General features: G+C 49.7%; 18 protein-coding genes. 6 read left to right on the top strand and 12 right to left on the bottom strand.

The features are described 5' to 3' along the window. From F4Y64_01980 to F4Y64_02000, 5 genes are all read right to left on the bottom strand, one after another. The coding region (locus tag F4Y64_01980) for a restriction endonuclease subunit S (GenBank protein MXX96367.1) at positions 1-658 on the bottom strand (658 nt) is incomplete at its 3' end. A 2-nt stretch (positions 659-660) separates the two neighbouring features. Then, on the bottom strand, positions 661-2,232 hold the full coding sequence (locus tag F4Y64_01985) for a type I restriction-modification system subunit M (protein ID MXX96368.1): 1,572 nt from the start codon (positions 2,230-2,232) through the stop codon (positions 661-663). A gap of 129 nt (positions 2,233-2,361) precedes the next feature. After that, complete coding sequence (locus F4Y64_01990) at positions 2,362-2,763, bottom strand: hypothetical protein (protein ID MXX96369.1); 402 nt, start codon at positions 2,761-2,763, stop codon at positions 2,362-2,364. A 2-nt stretch (positions 2,764-2,765) separates the two neighbouring features. After that, positions 2,766-4,748 carry a transketolase gene (tkt, locus tag F4Y64_01995; protein MXX96370.1) on the bottom strand — a complete coding sequence of 661 codons (1,983 nt, stop codon included), beginning with the start codon at positions 4,746-4,748 and terminating at the stop codon, positions 2,766-2,768. Positions 4,749-4,756: 8 nt separating this feature from the next. Further along, the gene (locus F4Y64_02000; GenBank protein MXX96371.1) at positions 4,757-5,938 is read right to left on the bottom strand and encodes a vitamin K epoxide reductase family protein; all 1,182 of its coding nucleotides are present in this window, start codon (positions 5,936-5,938) and stop codon (positions 4,757-4,759) included. Between the two features lie 136 nt (positions 5,939-6,074). Here F4Y64_02000 and trpE point away from each other — a divergent pair, with 136 nt between their 5' ends. The 6 genes from trpE to trpC all read left to right on the top strand — a co-directional run bounded on the left by trpE (position 6,075) and on the right by trpC (position 12,176). Continuing rightward, positions 6,075-7,568 (top strand): anthranilate synthase component I, encoded by a 1,494-nt coding sequence (gene trpE, locus F4Y64_02005; protein MXX96372.1) that lies wholly within the window; start codon positions 6,075-6,077, stop codon positions 7,566-7,568. 728 nt (positions 7,569-8,296) lie between these two features. Continuing rightward, positions 8,297-8,773, top strand: a complete 477-nt coding sequence (locus F4Y64_02010) for a hypothetical protein (GenBank protein MXX96373.1) — start codon at positions 8,297-8,299, stop codon at positions 8,771-8,773. A gap of 8 nt (positions 8,774-8,781) precedes the next feature. After that, complete coding sequence (trpS, locus tag F4Y64_02015; protein ID MXX96374.1) at positions 8,782-9,798, top strand: tryptophan--tRNA ligase; 1,017 nt, start codon at positions 8,782-8,784, stop codon at positions 9,796-9,798. Then, the gene (locus F4Y64_02020) at positions 9,795-10,373 is read left to right on the top strand and encodes an aminodeoxychorismate/anthranilate synthase component II (GenBank protein MXX96375.1); all 579 of its coding nucleotides are present in this window, start codon (positions 9,795-9,797) and stop codon (positions 10,371-10,373) included. Before trpS ends, F4Y64_02020 begins: the two co-directional genes overlap by 4 nt. Then, entirely contained in the window at positions 10,370-11,395 is a 1,026-nt protein-coding gene (gene trpD / locus F4Y64_02025) for an anthranilate phosphoribosyltransferase (protein MXX96376.1), read from the top strand. Before F4Y64_02020 ends, trpD begins: the two co-directional genes overlap by 4 nt. Beyond that, the gene (gene trpC, locus F4Y64_02030) at positions 11,382-12,176 is read left to right on the top strand and encodes an indole-3-glycerol phosphate synthase TrpC (protein MXX96377.1); all 795 of its coding nucleotides are present in this window, start codon (positions 11,382-11,384) and stop codon (positions 12,174-12,176) included. The genes trpD and trpC overlap by 14 nt, the downstream gene beginning before the upstream one ends. A gap of 388 nt (positions 12,177-12,564) precedes the next feature. On the opposite strand, the gene F4Y64_02035 is transcribed toward trpC, so the two are convergent. The 7 genes from F4Y64_02035 to F4Y64_02065 all read right to left on the bottom strand — a co-directional run bounded on the left by F4Y64_02035 (position 12,565) and on the right by F4Y64_02065 (position 19,427). Further along, positions 12,565-13,326, bottom strand: coding sequence for an AAA family ATPase (locus F4Y64_02035; GenBank protein MXX96378.1), 762 nt, complete (start codon positions 13,324-13,326; stop codon positions 12,565-12,567). Next, positions 13,320-14,882: an IS21 family transposase gene (locus F4Y64_02040; GenBank protein MXX96379.1), complete on the bottom strand. Its 1,563-nt coding sequence runs from the start codon at positions 14,880-14,882 to the stop codon at positions 13,320-13,322. The genes F4Y64_02035 and F4Y64_02040 overlap by 7 nt, the downstream gene beginning before the upstream one ends. A 511-nt stretch (positions 14,883-15,393) precedes the next feature. Further along, entirely contained in the window at positions 15,394-17,151 is a 1,758-nt protein-coding gene (locus F4Y64_02045) for a T9SS type A sorting domain-containing protein (GenBank protein MXX96380.1), read from the bottom strand. Further along, complete coding sequence (locus tag F4Y64_02050) at positions 17,061-17,630, bottom strand: hypothetical protein (GenBank protein MXX96381.1); 570 nt, start codon at positions 17,628-17,630, stop codon at positions 17,061-17,063. Before F4Y64_02050 ends, F4Y64_02045 begins: the two co-directional genes overlap by 91 nt. Then, positions 17,548-18,144, bottom strand: a complete 597-nt coding sequence (locus F4Y64_02055; protein ID MXX96382.1) for a hypothetical protein — start codon at positions 18,142-18,144, stop codon at positions 17,548-17,550. Before F4Y64_02055 ends, F4Y64_02050 begins: the two co-directional genes overlap by 83 nt. 448 nt (positions 18,145-18,592) lie before the next feature. After that, complete coding sequence (locus tag F4Y64_02060) at positions 18,593-18,844, bottom strand: transposase (protein ID MXX96383.1); 252 nt, start codon at positions 18,842-18,844, stop codon at positions 18,593-18,595. After that, the gene (locus F4Y64_02065; GenBank protein MXX96384.1) at positions 18,798-19,427 is read right to left on the bottom strand and encodes a transposase; all 630 of its coding nucleotides are present in this window, start codon (positions 19,425-19,427) and stop codon (positions 18,798-18,800) included. The genes F4Y64_02060 and F4Y64_02065 overlap by 47 nt, the downstream gene beginning before the upstream one ends. Positions 19,428-19,605: the final 178 nt, after the last annotated feature.

Raw genomic sequence — 19,605 nt, forward strand, 5'->3', positions numbered from 1 at the left:
CCCCCCCCCCCCCCCCCCCCCCCCCCCCCCCCCCCCCCCCCCCCCCCCCCGCAGAGCGATCGAAACTTAATAGCCGCTCCCTATAGTATTCATACTGTTTCCGCCGCGCCTCCAGTTCTGCCTCCAGTTCTGCCTCCAGTTCTGAAAACGTATCTAGAATTCGTACGATTTCATGCTGTACTTCAAGAGGCGGAATGGGGATCAGATATTTCATGATGGCTATCTTATCACCGCGAGGCATCTTTGCCCCTTTTGCGTGTTGCATGTTATACCTAAAAAAATCGTAGGATGCAAGTGAATAATACAAGAACCTTGGTGTTAAAGAAGCGCGATCTTTTTCCTTGATGCGGATTACCAATACATCCTGGCTAGCACCTCCTCGCGAATCGGAAAGCCAAATTTTCTTGAGATAAGGGCGTATGTTCCCAATCAAAACATCGCCAGGCTGGTAACTAACGGAAGCTCCCGATGAAGGAGTATAGTTTGAAGCAACTTTGCCTCTCATCTCGGATAAGAGGTTGTCTACTCCAACATAGGATTCACTACTTAGCGAAGACGATGGAATACGAGACCTTGAGTGCATTGCAACTTCCCCCAAGGGTTTAAACTCCACCCCGCCCGGGCACAATTCGGCGATTAGTTTTTCAATCTTATTCATTCTTACCTGCCTTCCAGATTGGCCACAATGGCATCAATCTTTGTTCGTAGCCTCGCCTGTCTTGCAACGATCCCAGCAATCTCTAAATTCAGTTTCTGGATGTCCACTGGTTCACGGGTATCTTCTTCTTCGACATACGACGAAACCGCAATGTTGTAGTCGTTTTCTGCAATCTCATTGTGATCAACCAACCGCGCAAAATACTCAATATCCTTGCGCTCGACAAACGCATCAAGAATCTTTTGCTGATGACCTGACGTGAGCTTATTCTTGTTACCACTGCGGACAAACTCTGCGGATGCGTCTATAAACAGAACCGCGTTATCCGTCTTTGATTTTTTCAATATAATGATACAGGTGGCGATACTCGTACCAAAGAACAGGTCCGGTGGCAGTTGGATCACGGTATCCACGTAGTTGTTGTCAATCAGATATTGACGAATCTTCTGTTCCGCCCCACCCCGGTATAGAACACCGGGAAATTCTACAATCGCGGCCGTACCATTCACAGCCAGCCAGGATAGAATGTGCATCGTAAAAGCCAAGTCGGCCTTGCTCGGCGGCGCAAGTACTCCCGCCGGCGCATAACGCGGATCGTTGATCAACAAGGGGTTGTTCTTCCCCTCCCATTTGATAGAATAGGGAGGATTGGACACGATGGCTTCAAATGGTTCATCATCTATGTGTGCAGGATCAATTAGCGTATCTCCGTGGGCGATATCAAATTTATCAAAATTGATGTCGTGCAAAAACATATTGATTCGGCACAGATTGTAGGTGGTCAAATTGATTTCTTGACCAAAGAATCCCTGACGTACGTTGTCCCGACCGAGTACTTTCGCAAACTTCAACAGCAGAGAGCCAGAGCCACAAGCGGGGTCATAGACTTTATTGACCTCTGTCTTGCCCACCACAGTAATCCGTGCAAGGGTTTCAGAAACTTCCTGAGGAGTAAAGAACTCACCGCCTGATTTGCCTGCAGCCGATGCATACATTGTCATCAGGTATTCATACGCATCTCCAAATAAATCAATGGTATTGTGAGAAAAATCACCTCCTTTGCTCAGCGGAAGGTCCCCGATCGCATCCAGCAGCTTGACCAGTTTTTCGTTCCGCAGTCGAACGGTGGAGCCAAGCTTGCTGCTGTTGACATCCAGGTCATCAAACAACCCCTTCATATCACTCTCGCTATCGGTTCCGATTGCGGAACCTTCAATGTTGCGAAAGATCTCGCTCAGGGTTTCATTGAGATTGGCATCATGCCGGGCCCGGGCCCGTAAATTCACGAAGAGCTCGGACGGCAGAATATAAAATCCCTTCTCGTCTACCGTTGTCGCACGACCAACTTCCGCCTCGGAATCACTCAATTGAGCGTAATCAAAATCGGCACCGCCAACCCTGCGCTCCTGTTCATTCAGCCAACTCGTCAGATTCTCGGAAATAAACCGGTAGAACAGCATCCCCAGCACATAGCTCTTAAAGTCCCAACCATCTACGGAACCCCGCAAATCATTGGCAATGCGCCAGATGATTTTATGTAGCTCTGCACGCTCACTATCCGTGGGATTAGTCATTGATCACTCTGGCGTAATTTTTTATCGTGGTGCAAATTCATTCTGAGCGATACTACCGTCATCAGTGTAGTCGAAGAGGATATGCCGCAAGAAAATGACGTTGCATCAAGGGCATTTGAATAGGCTTTTTCAAGACTGGGGGATCTCATCTATCCGGGTCACTTTATAATTTCGCATTCCAATTGCCCCAAGTGAACGCTCATCGTCAAAGGGGACCCAAAATAGCCCCGCTACGTCTCCCGTTTTCCATTCCAGCGGTTCCAGAAACCCTTCGGAATCCGCAGATTCATTTCCATCCGGTGATTCAAAAATAATCGTAAACCGGTAGTGAACCCTGTATTCATTTTGGTTCTGGAGCATCAAGACTACCCCGTCATTGATGGCATCCGCCTTGGGGTAAAAAACATACAGAAACCGGACTCCTTCATATTCAAACAACTCCTTCCACGCCTCCTCGCCAGCAAAATCCTGTGCTTTGCCGGTATGGGCAAACAACATGATTGCACCGACAGCAGCTACTGTACGAAACATGATTAGGTCTCTGCCAGAGCTTTCTTAGCTACCTCAGCAACTCGCTCGGCACTGAAGCCAAACTGTTCAAAGAGTACCTTGCCAGGTGCCGATGCACCGAACCGGTCCATGCACACCATGTGACTGGCATACCGCTCCCAGCCAAGCGACACAGCCGCCTCAACAACAACTCGAACCGGGACGGACTTGGGTAGGACTTTTTCCCTGTAGGAGTCGGGCTGCAGAGCAAACAATTCCCAGGATGGCATGCTCACCACACGGGTAGCAATCCCTTCTGACATCAATATGGACGCAGCGTCAACCGCATACTGCAGTTCACTTCCGGTACCGATCAGGATTACCTGGGGTTCTGATTCATTTTCTCCGGCAACGATATAGGCACCTTTGTCGACCTCATCCAGTGACCCAGTCAATGGGGGAACTCCTTGCCGTGTCAGAATCAATGCGGTCGGACCGTCTTCCCGCTGCATCGCTTCAAACCATGCATAACGTGTTTCATTGGCATCGGCAGGCCGAAGAACAACCAGATTGGGGATCGTCCGAAGAGACATGATCTGTTCTATACCCTGATGTGTGGGGCCGTCTTCACCCGTACCAATTGAATCATGCGTGAAAATATAGATCACCGGCAGGCCCATAATTGCACTGAGGCGCAGGGATGGCCGCAAGTAATCACTGAATACAAGAAACGTTGCACAATACGGCCGTAGGCCACCATGCAACGCCAAACCGTTACTGATCGCCGCCATCGCGTGTTCGCGAACCCCATAGTACAGATAACTCCCCGACCGCTCGTTCCGCGTGAGAACGTTTTGCAGCTTTCCTTTTGTCTTGTTTGAGCCTGTGAGATCGGCGGATCCTCCGATAAGACCTGGCACTTTTTCAAGAAGCGTCTCCAACACCTTCCCGCTCGCAGCTCTTGTAGCCATCGTCTGTTCTACGTCGATCTTTTTGACTCCATCAAACCAGCCAGCTGGCAATTCATTCGCCTGGAGTGCATCCAATTTGGCCGAATCTGCAGGATATAAACGCTCATACTCGGACCGGAGCGAGTTCCACTCATTCTCCTGATCAGCTCCTGACATGGTCCAATCCATGAAAACCTTCACATCCGCTGGCACATAAAATTGTGGATCTGCCTGCCAATGCTGGGCTTGCTTTGTGAGTTCTACTTCATCTGCACCAAGTGGTGCTCCATGGGCGGCTGCTGTCCCCCCCTTGTTTGGGCTTCCATATCCAATCGTTGTGCGAACACAAATCAGCGACGGCTGGCTGGTACACCCTCGAGCTTCATAAATAGCGCTTTCAATAGCCCCAAGATCCTCACCGTTAACATCTTCAATGACCTGCCACCCGTAGGCTGTAAACCGTTCCTGTACATTTTCCGACGACGACAAATCCAGTCTACCGTCAATCGTAATCCGGTTATCGTCCCACAGATAGATCAATTTCCCCAAGCCCAGATGCCCCGCCAGTGAAGCTGCTTCATGAGAAACTCCCTCCATAAGGTCACCATCCGAGACGATCCCGTACGTAAAATGATCTATAATCCTTCCTTCTTCATGATTAAAGCGTGCGGCAAGATGTGCCTCTGCGATTGCCATACCAACGCCATTCCCGAATCCCTGTCCTAGTGGGCCGGTCGTCGTCTCAACTCCTGGTGTCTTGCCGTACTCGGGATGGCCGGGGGTCCTACTCCCCCATTGCCGGAAATCCTTAATCTCCTCCAATGAAAGATCATATCCAGTCAAATACAACAATGCATAGAGAAGCATAGACCCATGCCCGGCAGACAGAATAAAGCGATCCCGATTAAACCAATTTGGATTCGTCGGACTGTGTCGCATGAACTCGGTCCATAGTACATAAGCCATAGGAGCGGCACCCATAGGCATTCCGGGATGCCCGCTCCTAGCACATTCGACAGCGTCGACGGCCAACATCCGAATTGTATCAATGCAGAGAGAGTCAATGTTTTTCGACATCATGGGCACTATGATTGAGGTTCTGCCAACTCAATGAATCGCTTGAGACAATATTCGCTGCGACTTGAACTACTGACACGGCGACCATTAATAATGACTACAGGGACCCCCGTGAATCCCATCCCCTCGAAAAAACGACGGGTCTGAACCGTTCTGGAGGCAAATTCCCGTCTACTCAATGCCCTGCGAAAATTCGCTTCATTCAAGCCAAGATCGTCGGCAAACTCCGCTAGACGATCAACAGATAATCCGGTTGCCGGTGATTGATGCTCAAATACTAAATCCAGCATTTCCTCAAATACCCCATGGTCATTCGCGTAATACAGAGCTGCAATCTCATCCAGCGAATGGGTTGGGCCTCCCACGATAGGAACCGGTTTGAAGATCACACGAACGGAATCAGGATAAGCTTCCGCGAGAGCTTTGATATTCGGATGGACGGCTTTACAATGATTGCAATTCGGGTCAAGGAACTCCATGACGATCACCGGAGCATCCTCTGGACCAAAGACAGGATCATAGTCCATGATCAGTTGCTCTATGTTATCAAAGGTCGGAGAATCTGAAGCATACGTACATAACTGTGGCCCTCCAGCAGTTGTGCTTGACGTGGTGGACGAAGCAGACGTTAAATTTTCAGGTACGTTGTAGTAGTCCCATCCAAGAAGTACTAGCAGAGCTAGGGCCGCAATACCGTGAAATCTAGGCTCACTCTTTGGAACTTGGTTCTGGCTGTTCGTGGGGGATTTCTTTAGAAAAGAATAGAGTGTAACGCCTGCAATCAGAGTCACAATCGAGAATGAATAGAGGCAGAGTTGACACCACCCATCAATGGCCGTTGCCTGCAATAGTGTCAGAAATAACGAGTAAATCCAGCCCAATCCAACAATAACCATCCGACCTTTGATGAGCTGGCTCCCCAGTCCACTAATATTTCTTGAAATCAAGACGCTGCCGACTGCAATGGTTATATAAAACAAAAATCCCCACCATGCACTTGGGATTCCCAATGGAGCCGGGTCACTGGCAATGACGCCGGTACAATCCGATCCAATGCTACATAGTGGATCTGCACCGGCACTACCTCCTTCGCTATACCAGAGAGCGATATGAAGCGTGAGACCAACACCTGCAAGTGCCAGCACGTAAAGAAGTCGTTCAAGATTCTTGCGATATGTAAAAAAAGCCATAGCTTCTGTTTTTAATTCTCCTAAAACTAATGAATTCTATCCGGTCAATCTACCAAATATGGACTTGGTACCATACAGAAATCCGTCCCGCCAAATTATATGGTATTGAATTGCCGGATCATGCGTACAAGTAGGTATGAAACGCCATGAATTTCAACTAGTGGTCGAGCGGGAGCAAGCAAAGGGGCTTGAGCACTTTGTTGTTCCAGTGAACCGTCGCTTAAGTGCCGATTTGCTCACTCCAGTTAGTGCCCTCCTCGCACTGCGACAGAATAGCCATCATGCATTTCTACTCGAAAGTGTCGAAGGAGGTGAAAATATGGCCCGCTATTCTTTTCTGGGCCGCAACCCCTACCGAATTGTACGGTCTGAGGGAAGAGAAGTCACAATTGAACAAGTTCGAACACACGAGACTGTAACGGCTTCTGAGGCGAATATATTTGATGTCCTTTGTCGCTTCATGGACGAATTTATAGAGGTCAAGCTATCTGGATTGCCTAGGTTTCGCTGTGGAGCAGTTGGTTATATAGGCTATGACAATGTACGTCTCATTGAACATTTACCGAACCCGCCAACGGATGATGTGGACCTTCCAGATGCAATCTGGTGTTTCTACGATACCCTGGCCGCCTTTGATCGCGTTAAACATCAGATCGTCCTGATCGCGAATGTGTTTATCACACCCGACTCGGATCTGGATGATGAGTACACCCAAGCTACGGAACGGATCCGTGACTTGGAACACGACCTGCAATCTCCATTCTGCAGCCCAGACCCGGTCAAGCTTGGCTCCGAGCAACTAACCTCGAATTTTGCGCGTGAAGACTTTGAGGCTGTCGTTACAGAAGCAAAGCAACGAATTTATGAGGGGGATATTTTTCAGGTGGTGCTCTCCCAACGATTCTCCCTCCCATTCGAGGGCGATCCGTTCAACCTGTACCGTGCCCTTCGCCAAATCAATCCTTCTCCCTATCTTTTTTACCTTGATCTGGATGAGGTATCACTCATTGGCAGTTCCCCCGAGGTTCTTGTGCGTGTTGAAGACAGACGTGCTGAGTTACTCCCCATTGCAGGGACCCGACCCCGTGGCGAGACACCTGAAGAAGATGAACAACTTGCGCAGGATCTTCTCCTGGACGCGAAAGAGCGAGCCGAACATCTGATGCTGGTTGACCTTGGACGAAATGATCTCGGACGAATCAGCAAACTGGGTAGCGTAACCGTTGACCGCTACGCCTACGTTGAACGTTATTCTCACGTCATGCATATCGTAAGTGCGGTTTCAGGGCTTTTGCGTGATGACATGACGACCATAGATGTTCTCCCGGCCTGCTTTCCAGCGGGGACAGTCAGCGGGGCTCCCAAAGTGAAAGCCATGGAAATTATTGATGAGCTTGAACCAACACGGCGGGGAATTTATGCGGGCGCGGTGGGATATATTGATTTTTCTGGAAATATGGATATGTGCATTGCCATCCGAACGATGGTCGTTCAAGAAGATCAAATATTCATTCAGGCTGGTGCAGGCATCGTTGCAGACAGCATTCCTGCACTTGAGTATGAAGAAACCAAAAACAAAGCCCGGGCACTAAGACAAGCTCTACTTACGGCTGCACAAGGACTGCTGTAATTATGCAAGAAGTATCTCCACAAAATGCAACGGTCTGACTGTAAATCGTATGCAAGAAACGCCTCAATCAAAATACCGTGTAGGATGAAACCACCTAAAAAATAAGATCACGGAAAACTTGGTCAGACGACATTCATGATATACATCCAAGTTTACTTGCCTATGGCGCAGCCTTGCTCTTCTGCCTAAGAAATGCTCCGCTGGTAGCTCATGCTAACTGGAGAGATCCTCATGAAATGACCGAGGCAATTGGACAACAACCGGAGCCTGTACAGGATGTGATTGACGCAATCTTGGCGCTCTTTTCCGTGCTGCACGAAATCGACCGCAAAAATTTAGCGCCAGAGGAAGATCTTCCTAATCTTTGTTATGTATGATGGCTTCACTGTTGAAGGTTTCGGAGAACTTACGACCGAGAACCTTATATCTACTGCTCTTTCTGTATATCTCAAACGACATGCGCCCAAATTAGGAAAAGAAATGATCACAAAATTGTACAAGAGTAGATCTGTCACGAACTCAGAACCAGATAAATCACCGATACATTTCGAACATCTGGGAGATGTTCCGCGCCATGTGTCTATCGCAATGGTTGGCGTTGAAAAGGCTCTGCGCAGGTTTGAAGAATGGAAACAAAATGACAGACCCCAATAAAATGATGGCCCAAAATAATTTCTGGTCTAATAATGCCCTAGGCAACTAATTGTCCGAGATAAAAACCCGATTCCATGACTGTCAAGGAGATCAAATCCGCTTTACTTAGGAAAGGCTGGGCAGGAAAAACCGTCAGCCGTAAAGAAACCGCAGAAAGGCTTAATCCACTGATTGAAGCACATGTAAAACTGAAACTTACATATGCCAACCTCCTGCCCCTGCTTGCGTCAGATTCTGAACGACAGGAACTGGCGCTCTTTTTGAAGACGCTTCGACTTGATGTTGGTAAGCTCAAGGAACTTGTATTCAGCTGTGGCGAAACCGCCTTTAACGGTACCTCGCTGGAACCGGAATCATTCAAACTGACCAGCGATGACCCACTTTCAGACTTACGGGAATGTGAGCTTGCACTCCGTGAACAATTGGATGCAGAGCACCCTGTCCAGCATCAAATTCGTACGGAGGCGGTGCTGGTTCGCCTACGCAAAAATAGCGATACCCGACTTTACTTTATCCGAAAGTGTGTCCACCGCGCACTGACAGCCGCGTAAAGTCCCCGATGGTACCGTATCCTTTCACACCAGACAAAATCGTCGTCGTATCTGGAATTCAGTCTTCGGGTGCATTGCATTTGGGGAACTACTTCGGAGCACTGCGACAACATATCTCACTCCACAAAAGATATCCTTCCTATTATTTCATCGTAAATTACCATGCGATGACAACGGTTCGTGACCCTGATGCTCTATGGGCACATACCCTAGACGCAGCGGTCACCTATCTGGCACTCGGTTTTGATCCCACCAGGGGAAATCTTTTCGTGCAGAGTGATGTGCCGCTTCTTAATGAACTGACCTGGATTTTCTTCTGCCTCACCCCCGTCTCACAATTGGAAAAAGCAACCTCGTACAAGGATAAAATTGCTCAGGGGCTTACGGCAAACTGTGGCTTGTTTAATTATCCAATTCTGCAAGCTTCCGATATTCTCATCTACGGAGGAACATTGGTCCCCGTGGGAGCAGATCAGAAGCAACATATTGAAATTGCACGGGATACGGCCCAACGGTTTAACCGTACGTGGTCTCCTGATCAGCCACTGTTTCCGATACCCGACGCGCATATCATGAAAAATGTTGCGATCGTTCCCGGAATTGATGGACGTAAGATGTCAAAAAGCTACGACAATACAATCGGGATTTTTGAAGAGGGCAAAGCGTTGACTAGCCGAATTAAGCGTATTGTAACCGACTCCACTCCACTCGAAGATCCAAAAGATCCTGATCAGGATAATGTGTTTGCCCTGATTCGGCTGTTCGCATCTGAAGAGCAGCAAGCAGAAATCAGAGAAGCCTATCAGCGTGGAGGATATGGCTACGGACATGCTAAGAGCGTACTGACACGGCTGATCACCGAATATTTCGCACCGGCGCGGGAAAAAAGAAGAGAACTGCTTAAAGATCCCGACTATGTTCGGGATGTACTTCGACAAGGAGGTATCAATGCACGCAAACGGGCAGAAGCGTGTATGGACAAGGTCCGAGAACTTACGGGCCTTATGACTACGTACAGGATTTGATTCTAGTTATCGACAATTACGATTCCTTTACCTATAATCTGGTGCAACTCATTGGCTGTACCACGGGGGAGATTCGTGTTGAGCGTAATGACGTGCTGACCCCCAAAGAAATTGGTGTCATGTCTCCCGATGGGATCGTGATCTCTCCCGGACCAGGTCGTCCGATAGATGCAGGTATTTGCAACGAGGTTGTAGCTGAACTCGGCCCCAAGATCCCAATACTCGGAATTTGTCTCGGGCATCAGGTTATTGGAGAGGTCTACGGAGCAGAAGTGACGTATGCTCCAACTCTGATGCATGGAAAAACCAGTATAGTCTGCCACCATGGGAATCAACTTTTTAAGGGAGTTCCTCCGCAATTTGAAGCGACACGATATCATTCTCTCGTATTGCATCCTAAATCAATTCCGGACTGCCTTGTGGTCACCGCTGCAACCCCTGATGGAGTCGTCATGGGCATAGAGCATGCCATTCATCCCGTCGAGGGGGTGCAATTCCATCCGGAAAGTGTTATGACTCGTGATGGTCCCACGTTAGTGAATAATTGGCTTGCACGTCTTGGACTTCAACCATGACAGAATATTTACAGATCCTCTCGCGAGGGCAATCTCTTTCAGCAGAACAGGCTGCAGATGCAATGCATCAAATCATGCAAGGCAAAGCAGATCCCATTCAGATTGCAGGCTTACTGATGGGCATGCGGGCTCGGGGAGAATCTATTGAAGAGTTGACGGCATTTGTGCGTGTCATGCGAACCTATTTTGTCCCTGTCATATGTGAAGATCCACATGCGATTGATGTATGCGGGACGGGAGGAGATGGCACGCATACATTCAATATCTCTACTGCGGCAGCAATCGTATGCGCCGGTGCAGGCGTGACCGTCGCAAAACATGGCAATCGGAGTGTATCTTCCAAGTCCGGCAGTGCAGATGTGCTCGAAGCATTGGGGGTGAATGTGAATCTCAATGCGGATGGAGTTGCCTCCTGCCTCAAAGAAGTCGGGATCGGGTTTATCTTTGCCCGACACTATCATCCGGCAATGCGTCATGTGATGCCGGTTCGAACAACCCTGCGCTCACGCACCGCCTTCAATATACTGGGACCGCTTTGTAACCCGGCAAACGTGAAACGGCAAGTGATTGGGGCCTTTGATTTGGAGACTGCGCAGGTTATCGCCGCAATCATGCAAGAACTGAGTACTGAACATATCATTACGCTTCATTCTGAAGACGGGCTTGATGAAGCTTCTATCTCCGCTCCCACAGTGCTCATTGAGTACCGCCGTACGGATAAAGAGCTTAGAAAAACTTCTATCAAACCTGAATTCTACGACCTGAAGAGAGCGGATGTCTCCAGTCTCACAGGAGGAGATGCCAAGGAGAATGCTACAATGATTCGCTCGGTCCTTCAGGGAGATCCAGGGCCATGCCGGGATGTCGTGATTCTCAATAGTGCCCTTGGATTATGGGTGTCGGGCCGCTATGCGAGTATGGAGGATTGTGTTGAGGCTGCGCAGGCAAGCATTGATTCAGGAGCAGCTCATGGACGCCTTCAAATGCTCCGTGCAATCGGCAACCGACATGACAATTCTTGATCGTATTGTCACAGATGTTCGGACTCAACTGAGCGCTCGGAAACGACTGATTTCGATGCGTGAACTGGAATCGTCTATTCATGCCGCCCCGCCGGCCAAAGATTTTCAGGCCGCACTGCAAGCTCCCGGACTCTCCATCATAGCGGAGATCAAACAGTGCTCCCCCTCGAAAGGTCTTCTGAGACAATCATTTGACGTACCCTTTCTTGCGCAACAATATTCGAGCGCGGACGCGATCAGTGTCTTGACGGAAGAAGATCATTTTAGTGGATCGCTTTCGCACCTCAGTACGGTAGCCAAGCATACACACCTTCCCGTTTTGCGGAAAGATTTTATCATTGACCCCTATCAATTATATGAATCCAGAGTTGCGGGAGCGGATGCGGTACTTTTGATTGCAGCCATCCTCGACCGATCTCTGCTTCGTGACCTGCTCAGCCTTGCAGTTGAGCTACGTCTGGATTGTCTTGTTGAGATCTATGATCCGGTTGAGTTGGATAAAATTGATTTCACGCAGGTCTCCATCCTTGGTGTCAATAATAGAAACCTGCATACGTTTGAGGTAGATATCGAGCACTCTCTTCGAGTTTTTGGGATGGTGGATACGGATCTTATCAAAGTTTCGGAAAGTGGACTTCAATCGGCAAACGATTTGGCCTACCTGCACCAAAAAGAGGTTGATGCCGTTTTAATCGGCGAAACTTTCATGTGTGCGGATGATCCTGGAACTGCCCTACGATTGCTTCGAGAGGAAACGGATGCTCTGCTCAACTCAACGTAATCTTCTGGGTGAATAGTTGCTCCCACTAAGTCGTAACTCCCCGTAAAATGGGATGTTCTGCTTTTGTTTTTGCAAAATTTGAGACCATTTTTAGCCAAAATTCATGCTATCTCGCCTGTTTTTGTAATGGAATCATGATTGAAGCAGCAGAAATCCGAACAATTCACAGGCTATTACCCTGAAATCTTAATTTCGATAAGCAAAAACGAGTTAGTGGGAATTGCTGCTGGGTGAATTTGTTAGTGGCGTTTCGTCTGGGATTTATATACTTATGTGCGTATTCTGGTCAACTGGGACAGTGAATCCGCTTGAACTGGGACAGTAATCTGTTTGAACTGGGACACCAATCCGGTCGAACTGGGACAGGTAAGATGTGTCAGAGCGATCTTCATGATTGTGCAGTTTCGTTTGCCAATTCTCGTTGTCCTTGCACCTTTCGCATCGACTCTCCCGTCAACTCTATTTTGTGGGCATTGTTGACGATTCGATCCAGGATGGCATCGGCCAAGGTTGGGTCTTCCATGATCTCATACCACTTATCCATCGGATACTGACTGGTCACAATGGTAGATCGTAGGGTGTATCGATCATCCAAGAGTTCCATCAGGTCCCGTTGTTGGATCGGATGAATGGGGTGGAGTCCCCAGTCATCCAGAATCAGTACATCCATGCGAGAGAGCTGTTTCATGACCTTGAGATAGGTACCATCCTCGCGGGCGAGTTGCAATGATTCCAGCAGTCGGGAAAGTCGCGTGTATCGCACGTTGAAATTTTCCAGACAGGCTTTGTGTGCCAGTGCACATGCGACATAACTTTTTCCGACTCCGGTGGGTCCGGTAATGATGACGTTCTGTCGGCGGCGGATCCATTGACAACTGGCCAAGTGGAGCATCACACGCTTGTCCAGACCGCGAGAGGCACTGTAATCCAGATTGGCCATACTTGCCGGGATGCGCAATTGCGCGGTGTGCAGTCGGCGGGCCAGCCGCCGATCTCCACGGACCGCCTCTTCATGGTCCACCATGAGTCCAAGACGATCCAGAAAGGGCATGGCCTCAATGTCGGGCGTGTCGAACTGATCCCGGAGTGCAGCAGCCATTCCACTGAGCCGCATCTGTTCAAGTTTTAAGAGCGTTGGATGAGCTAGCATGACGATGGTGGGTTGGTTGAATAGTACGCAGCTCCGCGAATATTGTCATGGTCAATCGAGAGCTGTGGTGGATGGCGTAATTGGGTGGCCATCTGTTTGACCAGTTGCTTGACGGCCTGGGTGCTCAGTGTATTTCGACTTAGTGCGAGCTCGCAGCCCTTTTCCATCGCTTCATATCCGTACTCACGTCCCAGATTGAGTGTGCCCATACAACGTTGGAACGCCTGTTCTGGAAGATCAAACCACGCAAAGTTTGCCTCAATGAGTGCCTTCGTATGCGGACCAATCGCTTCGGCCCACTTCCGGAACCGCGTGGGAGACCAATCCGCATACTCCCGATGATTCCGCGGCATATGTGCTCGTTTTGTGGAATACTTCCCAGGCAACACGCTCCGCATATGCGAGGCAATTCGACGCTCTCCGTCTAATATCTCTACAGTCTTGGCCCCAATCCGTACTTGGACATCCTTGCCAAGATAGGAGTAGGGAACGCTGTAACGATGATTCTCAATTTGGACATGGTAATCAAATCGGACTTTTCGCTTGTTCACCCACACCACATATTCATAGGGTTCGCGGGGCAAGGGACGCAGTGCCGGTTGATCCAACTCCGCAAACAGTTGCTTCCGAGAGACCTTCGTCTTCTGCATTGGAGCTTCATTCAGCATGTGAACCTGTTCCAGAATCGCTTCATTGAGCTCAGCGAGGCTGAAGAATTCTCGGTTGCGAAGCGTTCCCAGAATCTTTCTCTGGACCATCAAAACACTCGATTCAACAAGCCCCTTATCCTTGGGCCGCCGAGGCCGTGCAGGCAGGACAGCCACCTGGAAAAACTCGGCCAGATCACCGAAAGAAGCGTTCAGGATGGGCGCATCATCTGTGCGGAACTGAACCACAGCAGATTTGAGATTGTCGGGGACAATGATCCGAGGAACACCCCCATAAAATACAAATGACCGCCCCACAGACCCGCAAAAATCAACGGCCTTTTGCGTTTCACTCGCCTCCGCATAGATGTAACCGGACGCACCGAGTGCCGCAACGAATAACTCGACCGCTCGCGTCTGTGCTGTGATCGGGTGCGTGATACAGGGCTTCTTTCCAGAATAGTCCACGTACAATCGCTCTCCAGCCTTCCGCGTCATATGCATCACCGGCTCCGCATGACGGCATCGCCACTTGCGATACAGATCACAAAAGTAACTGTACTGATACCCGTTCGGATTCTGCTCGATATACTCCGTCCAAAGTTGATAGAGGGGCAGAGATCGATGTCGGGCTAATTCCTTGTGGACTTCCATCCAATTGGGCACCGGGCGCTGAGCCGAGCCCGACTCGACGGCGATCGGATACAGGACCTGCTCCAGGTCGGCATCACTCATCCCTTCGGGTAACGGCCAAGTCAACTTCGCAACCTTGGCGCGATCCAGAATCCGCGACACAGAACTGCGACCAATGCCCACGCCACGCGCAATCGCGCGCACGGATAGGTCCGCTGCAAAGTGAAGTTCTAATATACGCTTGATCATCCCCATCTGTATTCGATTTGCTGGCATAGTTCCTCGCAATTTGGTCGATAAATGCGAAGAAGATAAACCCCGTGAATCGGATGAAAATGCCTCGGAAAAGACTCCGTAAAAAGTGTGGATTCTCCAACGCAGCAAGTGTCCCACTTCCAGCGGATTACTGTCCCACTTCCAACGGATTCACTGTCCCAATTCCAGCGGAATACCCATACTTATGCATCAACTTTTCCATTGTACAAATCGTGTCAAAGTATACTCCACGCTTAAAGCCATAATCAATCAAGTATTTGCAGGCAATCATGGTCATCCTGCAATGACCTAGTGTTTAAACATTAAAAATTCGTTTAAAAGAAAAGCTTCGCATACACCTCTTCTAGCTCGCCACGCGGGCCAAACCGGAGTCATTTGTTGATCAATCCCCCGCCAGTGCCAGTCGGCCGGATGTCTGCACCGCCCTCGATGGAGATGCGCCGTATGTGCTCAGGATGGAGCGTTCGCGAACCCAATCCTTCGCCAGCCCACCCAGGCGAATTCCGTACATTTACTTCATCAGTATCATCCGTTTCGTAACGATCCGATTGCCTGTTCTTAGAGTGTATAGATATGTCCCACTGACCAATGGTTGCGCATCAAATGCTATTCTATGGGTTCCTGAAGGCATACGATCGTCCACAAGCAGTTTCATCTTTCTCCCCAATAGATCATAGACTGTCAGCGTAGTATGCTGTTGCGTTTTCAGCGAAAATGAGATGAATGTTGCCGAATTAAAGGGATTCGGGTAATTCTGCTCTAATGATGTCTCGAAACCTTGCCCATTTGTCGTCCTGGAGGTGAGAATATCTCCGTAGAGAGGGGCATCCACCAAGGTATCGCCAGGGCGGCCAGATTCCCAACGTTTCGCTTGCCTCAGCTGCTGAATCACGATGGGAGTTCTGGAAGGAAGGAATTGTTCGCGGACTTGTTTGACGGCCCAACGCCAGTCTTGCGGAGTCCGGGGTGGAGTGCGCTTGAAATCCCCCCAACGTGCCGCTTCGGCCAGGATCATCGAACGGACTTCATTGACTCGGGCATCCCAACGCGCAAACACAGATGAGTCACTTAACGCTCCTTCTCTCGAAAAATGCTGGTGCGCAAGTTCAGCAAACCGTAGTCGATAGTGGCCTGCTCCCATGAGTTGTTGATGAATCCATTGCGGATTGCTGCGCTCAAATTCGTCTCCCACGGAAAAAGGACCCGTACGATCATGAGGCTTTGACTCGGTTCCAGGCCCAGGGAAAAGGGTAAATTCCGCGTCATGCACAAAGAAGACGAATCCCCGATTTCCCTTACGATCCCGCATGCCGATCCAATTATTCGTGACATGGTCTCCAACAATAATAGGACCGTCTGTATTCGCCCTCCAGAAGATAATCAGCATGTACTGAATCAAGTTGTCTGCATCCAGGAGCACGGGATAATCGGAATTGGGGGAGCCGTCTGGATTCAAACCCCGCAGCTTCATATACACGGCATTCCGTTCCTGTTCGTCGACCAGCTGCGCAAGCTGATTCACTTCATCGTACAGAAGAGACCAGGCTTTTTGGTTACCTTCAGAGAACTCTATATGGCCATTATCGTGCTTCACCACATCGAAGTCGTCTTTATCTCCGCCAATATAGAACTCCCCATGCCACTGATCTGCTCTCTCCTGAGTCTGGTACATCCCCCAGTACTGGCCATTCAGGTATAGATGATAGTAGCGGCTTCGGGTATACGGCATCCCCATATCGCGCTGCGTGTCCCGGGAAAACACATCCCGCAGGAAGGTATGGTGAGGCGATCCCTGTAAAGACCAGGAATTACTCTGTGCCGTACGGAGATCAAACTTGTCGAACTCATCTACCCCCTCGTCTCCAAACAGGTCATAGTCAAGATTTTTAGGGCCGTATGCTCCACGGAAATAGAGTCGAAACGAGTGTTTGGGATTTGTGTTTTTACGAGTGGCCCAGCCGCCTCGAATCCGAAGTCCTGCGTTAACTGCAAATCCATTTTTGGCTCCATGTCGGGGGGATTGGTCGATTTCATCAAAAAAATCAGGGGGATAGATCAACTCAATCGAAACCGGACGTTCTGAGTCTCTCCCTTTTTTCTCCGAATTGGAGAACAGTCCCCGCTCCTCGTCAAAAAGAGAATCAAACGGCAATACCAAGGAAAAGGAAGGTGCCGAGGTCAGGGCCGTAATGAGTTGTTTCTGATGGCCCTCAACGATATTCGGATCCATTCCCATGTCCACGGCCCCCCCCCCCAATCGGAAGGCCATCCCGCTGCGGTCAGAGTTTCCGGAGATTGGTTGATGACATCTGAAGGGAAAAGGAAGGTGCGCGTTGTGATGGAAGACGGCGTGGCGCCATCCATAAAGGCAGCGGCGCGGACCACCGTCGTCTGGTTTATGTTGATTGGCCGCGTATTCGTATAAAGTGTCCCATTTTTCGGGGTGGGTGCGGAATGGTCAAGGGTATAGTAAATGAAACTCCCAGGGGGGTTTTCGTGGGATATATCTAACTCAAAAGCTTCCGTAAGGATAGCGCCTAGCGCACTAAATACAGGAGGATTGAGCTCAGTTTGTGCAACACTCGGCAAGGTAAGAAAGAGTGTGGCCGTTACAAGAAGATTTGTCGCCCAACCAACCGGCATGCTCCAGCTAAAACACATTGTTTTAGGATCTGCTTCGAACCAGAACTCCGCTGGCAGAAACATTGCCACAGTTTGATGTTGTCCATTCCTGCTGAACTGAAACATTTTGCTCCGAAAATACCGCCGTAGAACTGACGGTTTGAATCAGCCCGCAAACCGCATCGCGGAAACTGCCTGAAGATCCCCCCGCAATAATCGTGAGAAACCCCGTTTCATTCACCGTTCCTGTGAACGCAGGGATGCTTTCTCCCTCCAGTGAGCCAGTGACCGTAACCTGCTCCCCGCTCTGTCTGACGTTCCACGTCAATTTCACCGATACAACAGCACCTGTCCCCTGCAGGGTTATCAACCCCGCATAAATTCCTTCCACATTGGGTACGCCGGAGTCATTTCCACTATCACAAGAAACCAGAGCAAGGCATACTGGGATCACAACAAAAAATACAGTAAACTTTTTCATCGAAAACTCATCGTGTTTTTCCGCAGAGCAAAGATAAGAATTTGTTCGAAGAATCCCATCTCGTGATTCTTCCTGGGACATAGTTCGATGCGAAGGAGCCGATTGGGCGGCTGGAGTATGGCCGTTCAGCGATGGGCGAGCAAGTAAAAAGTGGGTCACTTTTAAGCCAGTGTTTAGCGAATGGGGGAAGGAAGCGGGGGCGACACCGGCCCTGCGACCGAAACATGCATCCGGTCTAGATCGCTGCCAGGACGTCCCTAAATTGCTGTAAAATCGATCGCAGTTCATCCAGACGGATAAGACCACGCGAAACAACGCGCCGTATGGGCGTCAACCAGAGAATCTGAAAAAACGCGTGTCCGAACCGAAACCAGCTGGATCCGGGCAATTCCAAGCAGATCCCGTTCCTGTAACTCGAATATGAGCGAGTTTAGAAACTCTTTGTGTATCCAGGTAGGGACTAGACGCTCCCAAAGGCGTTCTGTCCCTGTTGTTCGGTGGTTCAGCTCCCCAACAACTGAATCGCAATTTGAATGCATCCAAGAATGAGCGCTCCAAGGTCAATACAATGCCCACTGACCATTTAACAGATTTTGGCTCTTCCCCTTTAAGAGTGGGTACGTTGTTTTTGGAAGCCTACTGGATAGAGGTCCAGTCCACCGAGATAGAAGTAAATCGCATTGGCAAACCGCTCTTTGTTTCGGAATCCTCGTGCGCGAACTTTGACCATCTTGATCCGGCTGTTCATGCGTTCCGCTGGGCCATTACTGACACCGAGAACGATGGCATTTAGGATGCCCCACAAATGATTCTTAATGGTCTTGGCCGCTTTTTTCATGGGAGCAAGCCGGCATCGCATGGCCCAGGATAACCATCGCTTCCAGCCCTTGAGCGCCCAGGTGCGACACAGTGGAGCGCCTTCGAGATGCAAAACGGATCTTCCAGCCCTTGAGCGCCCAGGTGCGACTCTTATAATGCCACAACGTTTGAGAGAATTCCTTGATGGCCCAGGCCCAGGAGGTTTTCAAGGTGCTCTTCTTGAGTTGTTGGAGCTGCTTCTTATGCCACGCAGACATATGCTTCCGATTGGTCAGCCAGACATACTTGGTTCCCGTGAGCGTATCCATTCCTTGTTTCCGTAATTCCCGATTCTCAATCTTCCGAACCTCATCCACGCCGTTGCCAATGTATTTTGCCACATGAAAACGGTCGAACGCAATCTTTTGGGCGGCACCGGGAACCCAGATTCTAGTGCCCTGGATATACGGGCCCCATATATCCATACTCATGCTCTTCAAGGATTCCAACTGCGTGGACGAACAGGTTGCATAATAGGCCCCCAGGCTCTTGGTCGTCCGATCTTCACTCACATGCAGCACCGTACACGTGACCGGATTGGACACCACGGTGATGTAGCTAGTGTCCGTCCGAAAATCCCCCATATTCGGAATTTTGAACGGTCTTGGCCATCAGATGTTGGGCTGAATTCGGGTTCAGGCTTCGCAAGTTTTGGTGAACCGGTGGTTTTGGGAGATCAACTGGGACAACATAGCACGACCATCGCGCTCATTCGGGCCAATTGGACGCACCGATGCCGTGAATCCTATGATCCTATTCCCT

The sequence above is a fragment of the Rhodothermaceae bacterium genome (assembly GCA_009838195.1).
Classification (GTDB): Bacteria; Bacteroidota; Rhodothermia; order Rhodothermales; family Bin80; genus Bin80.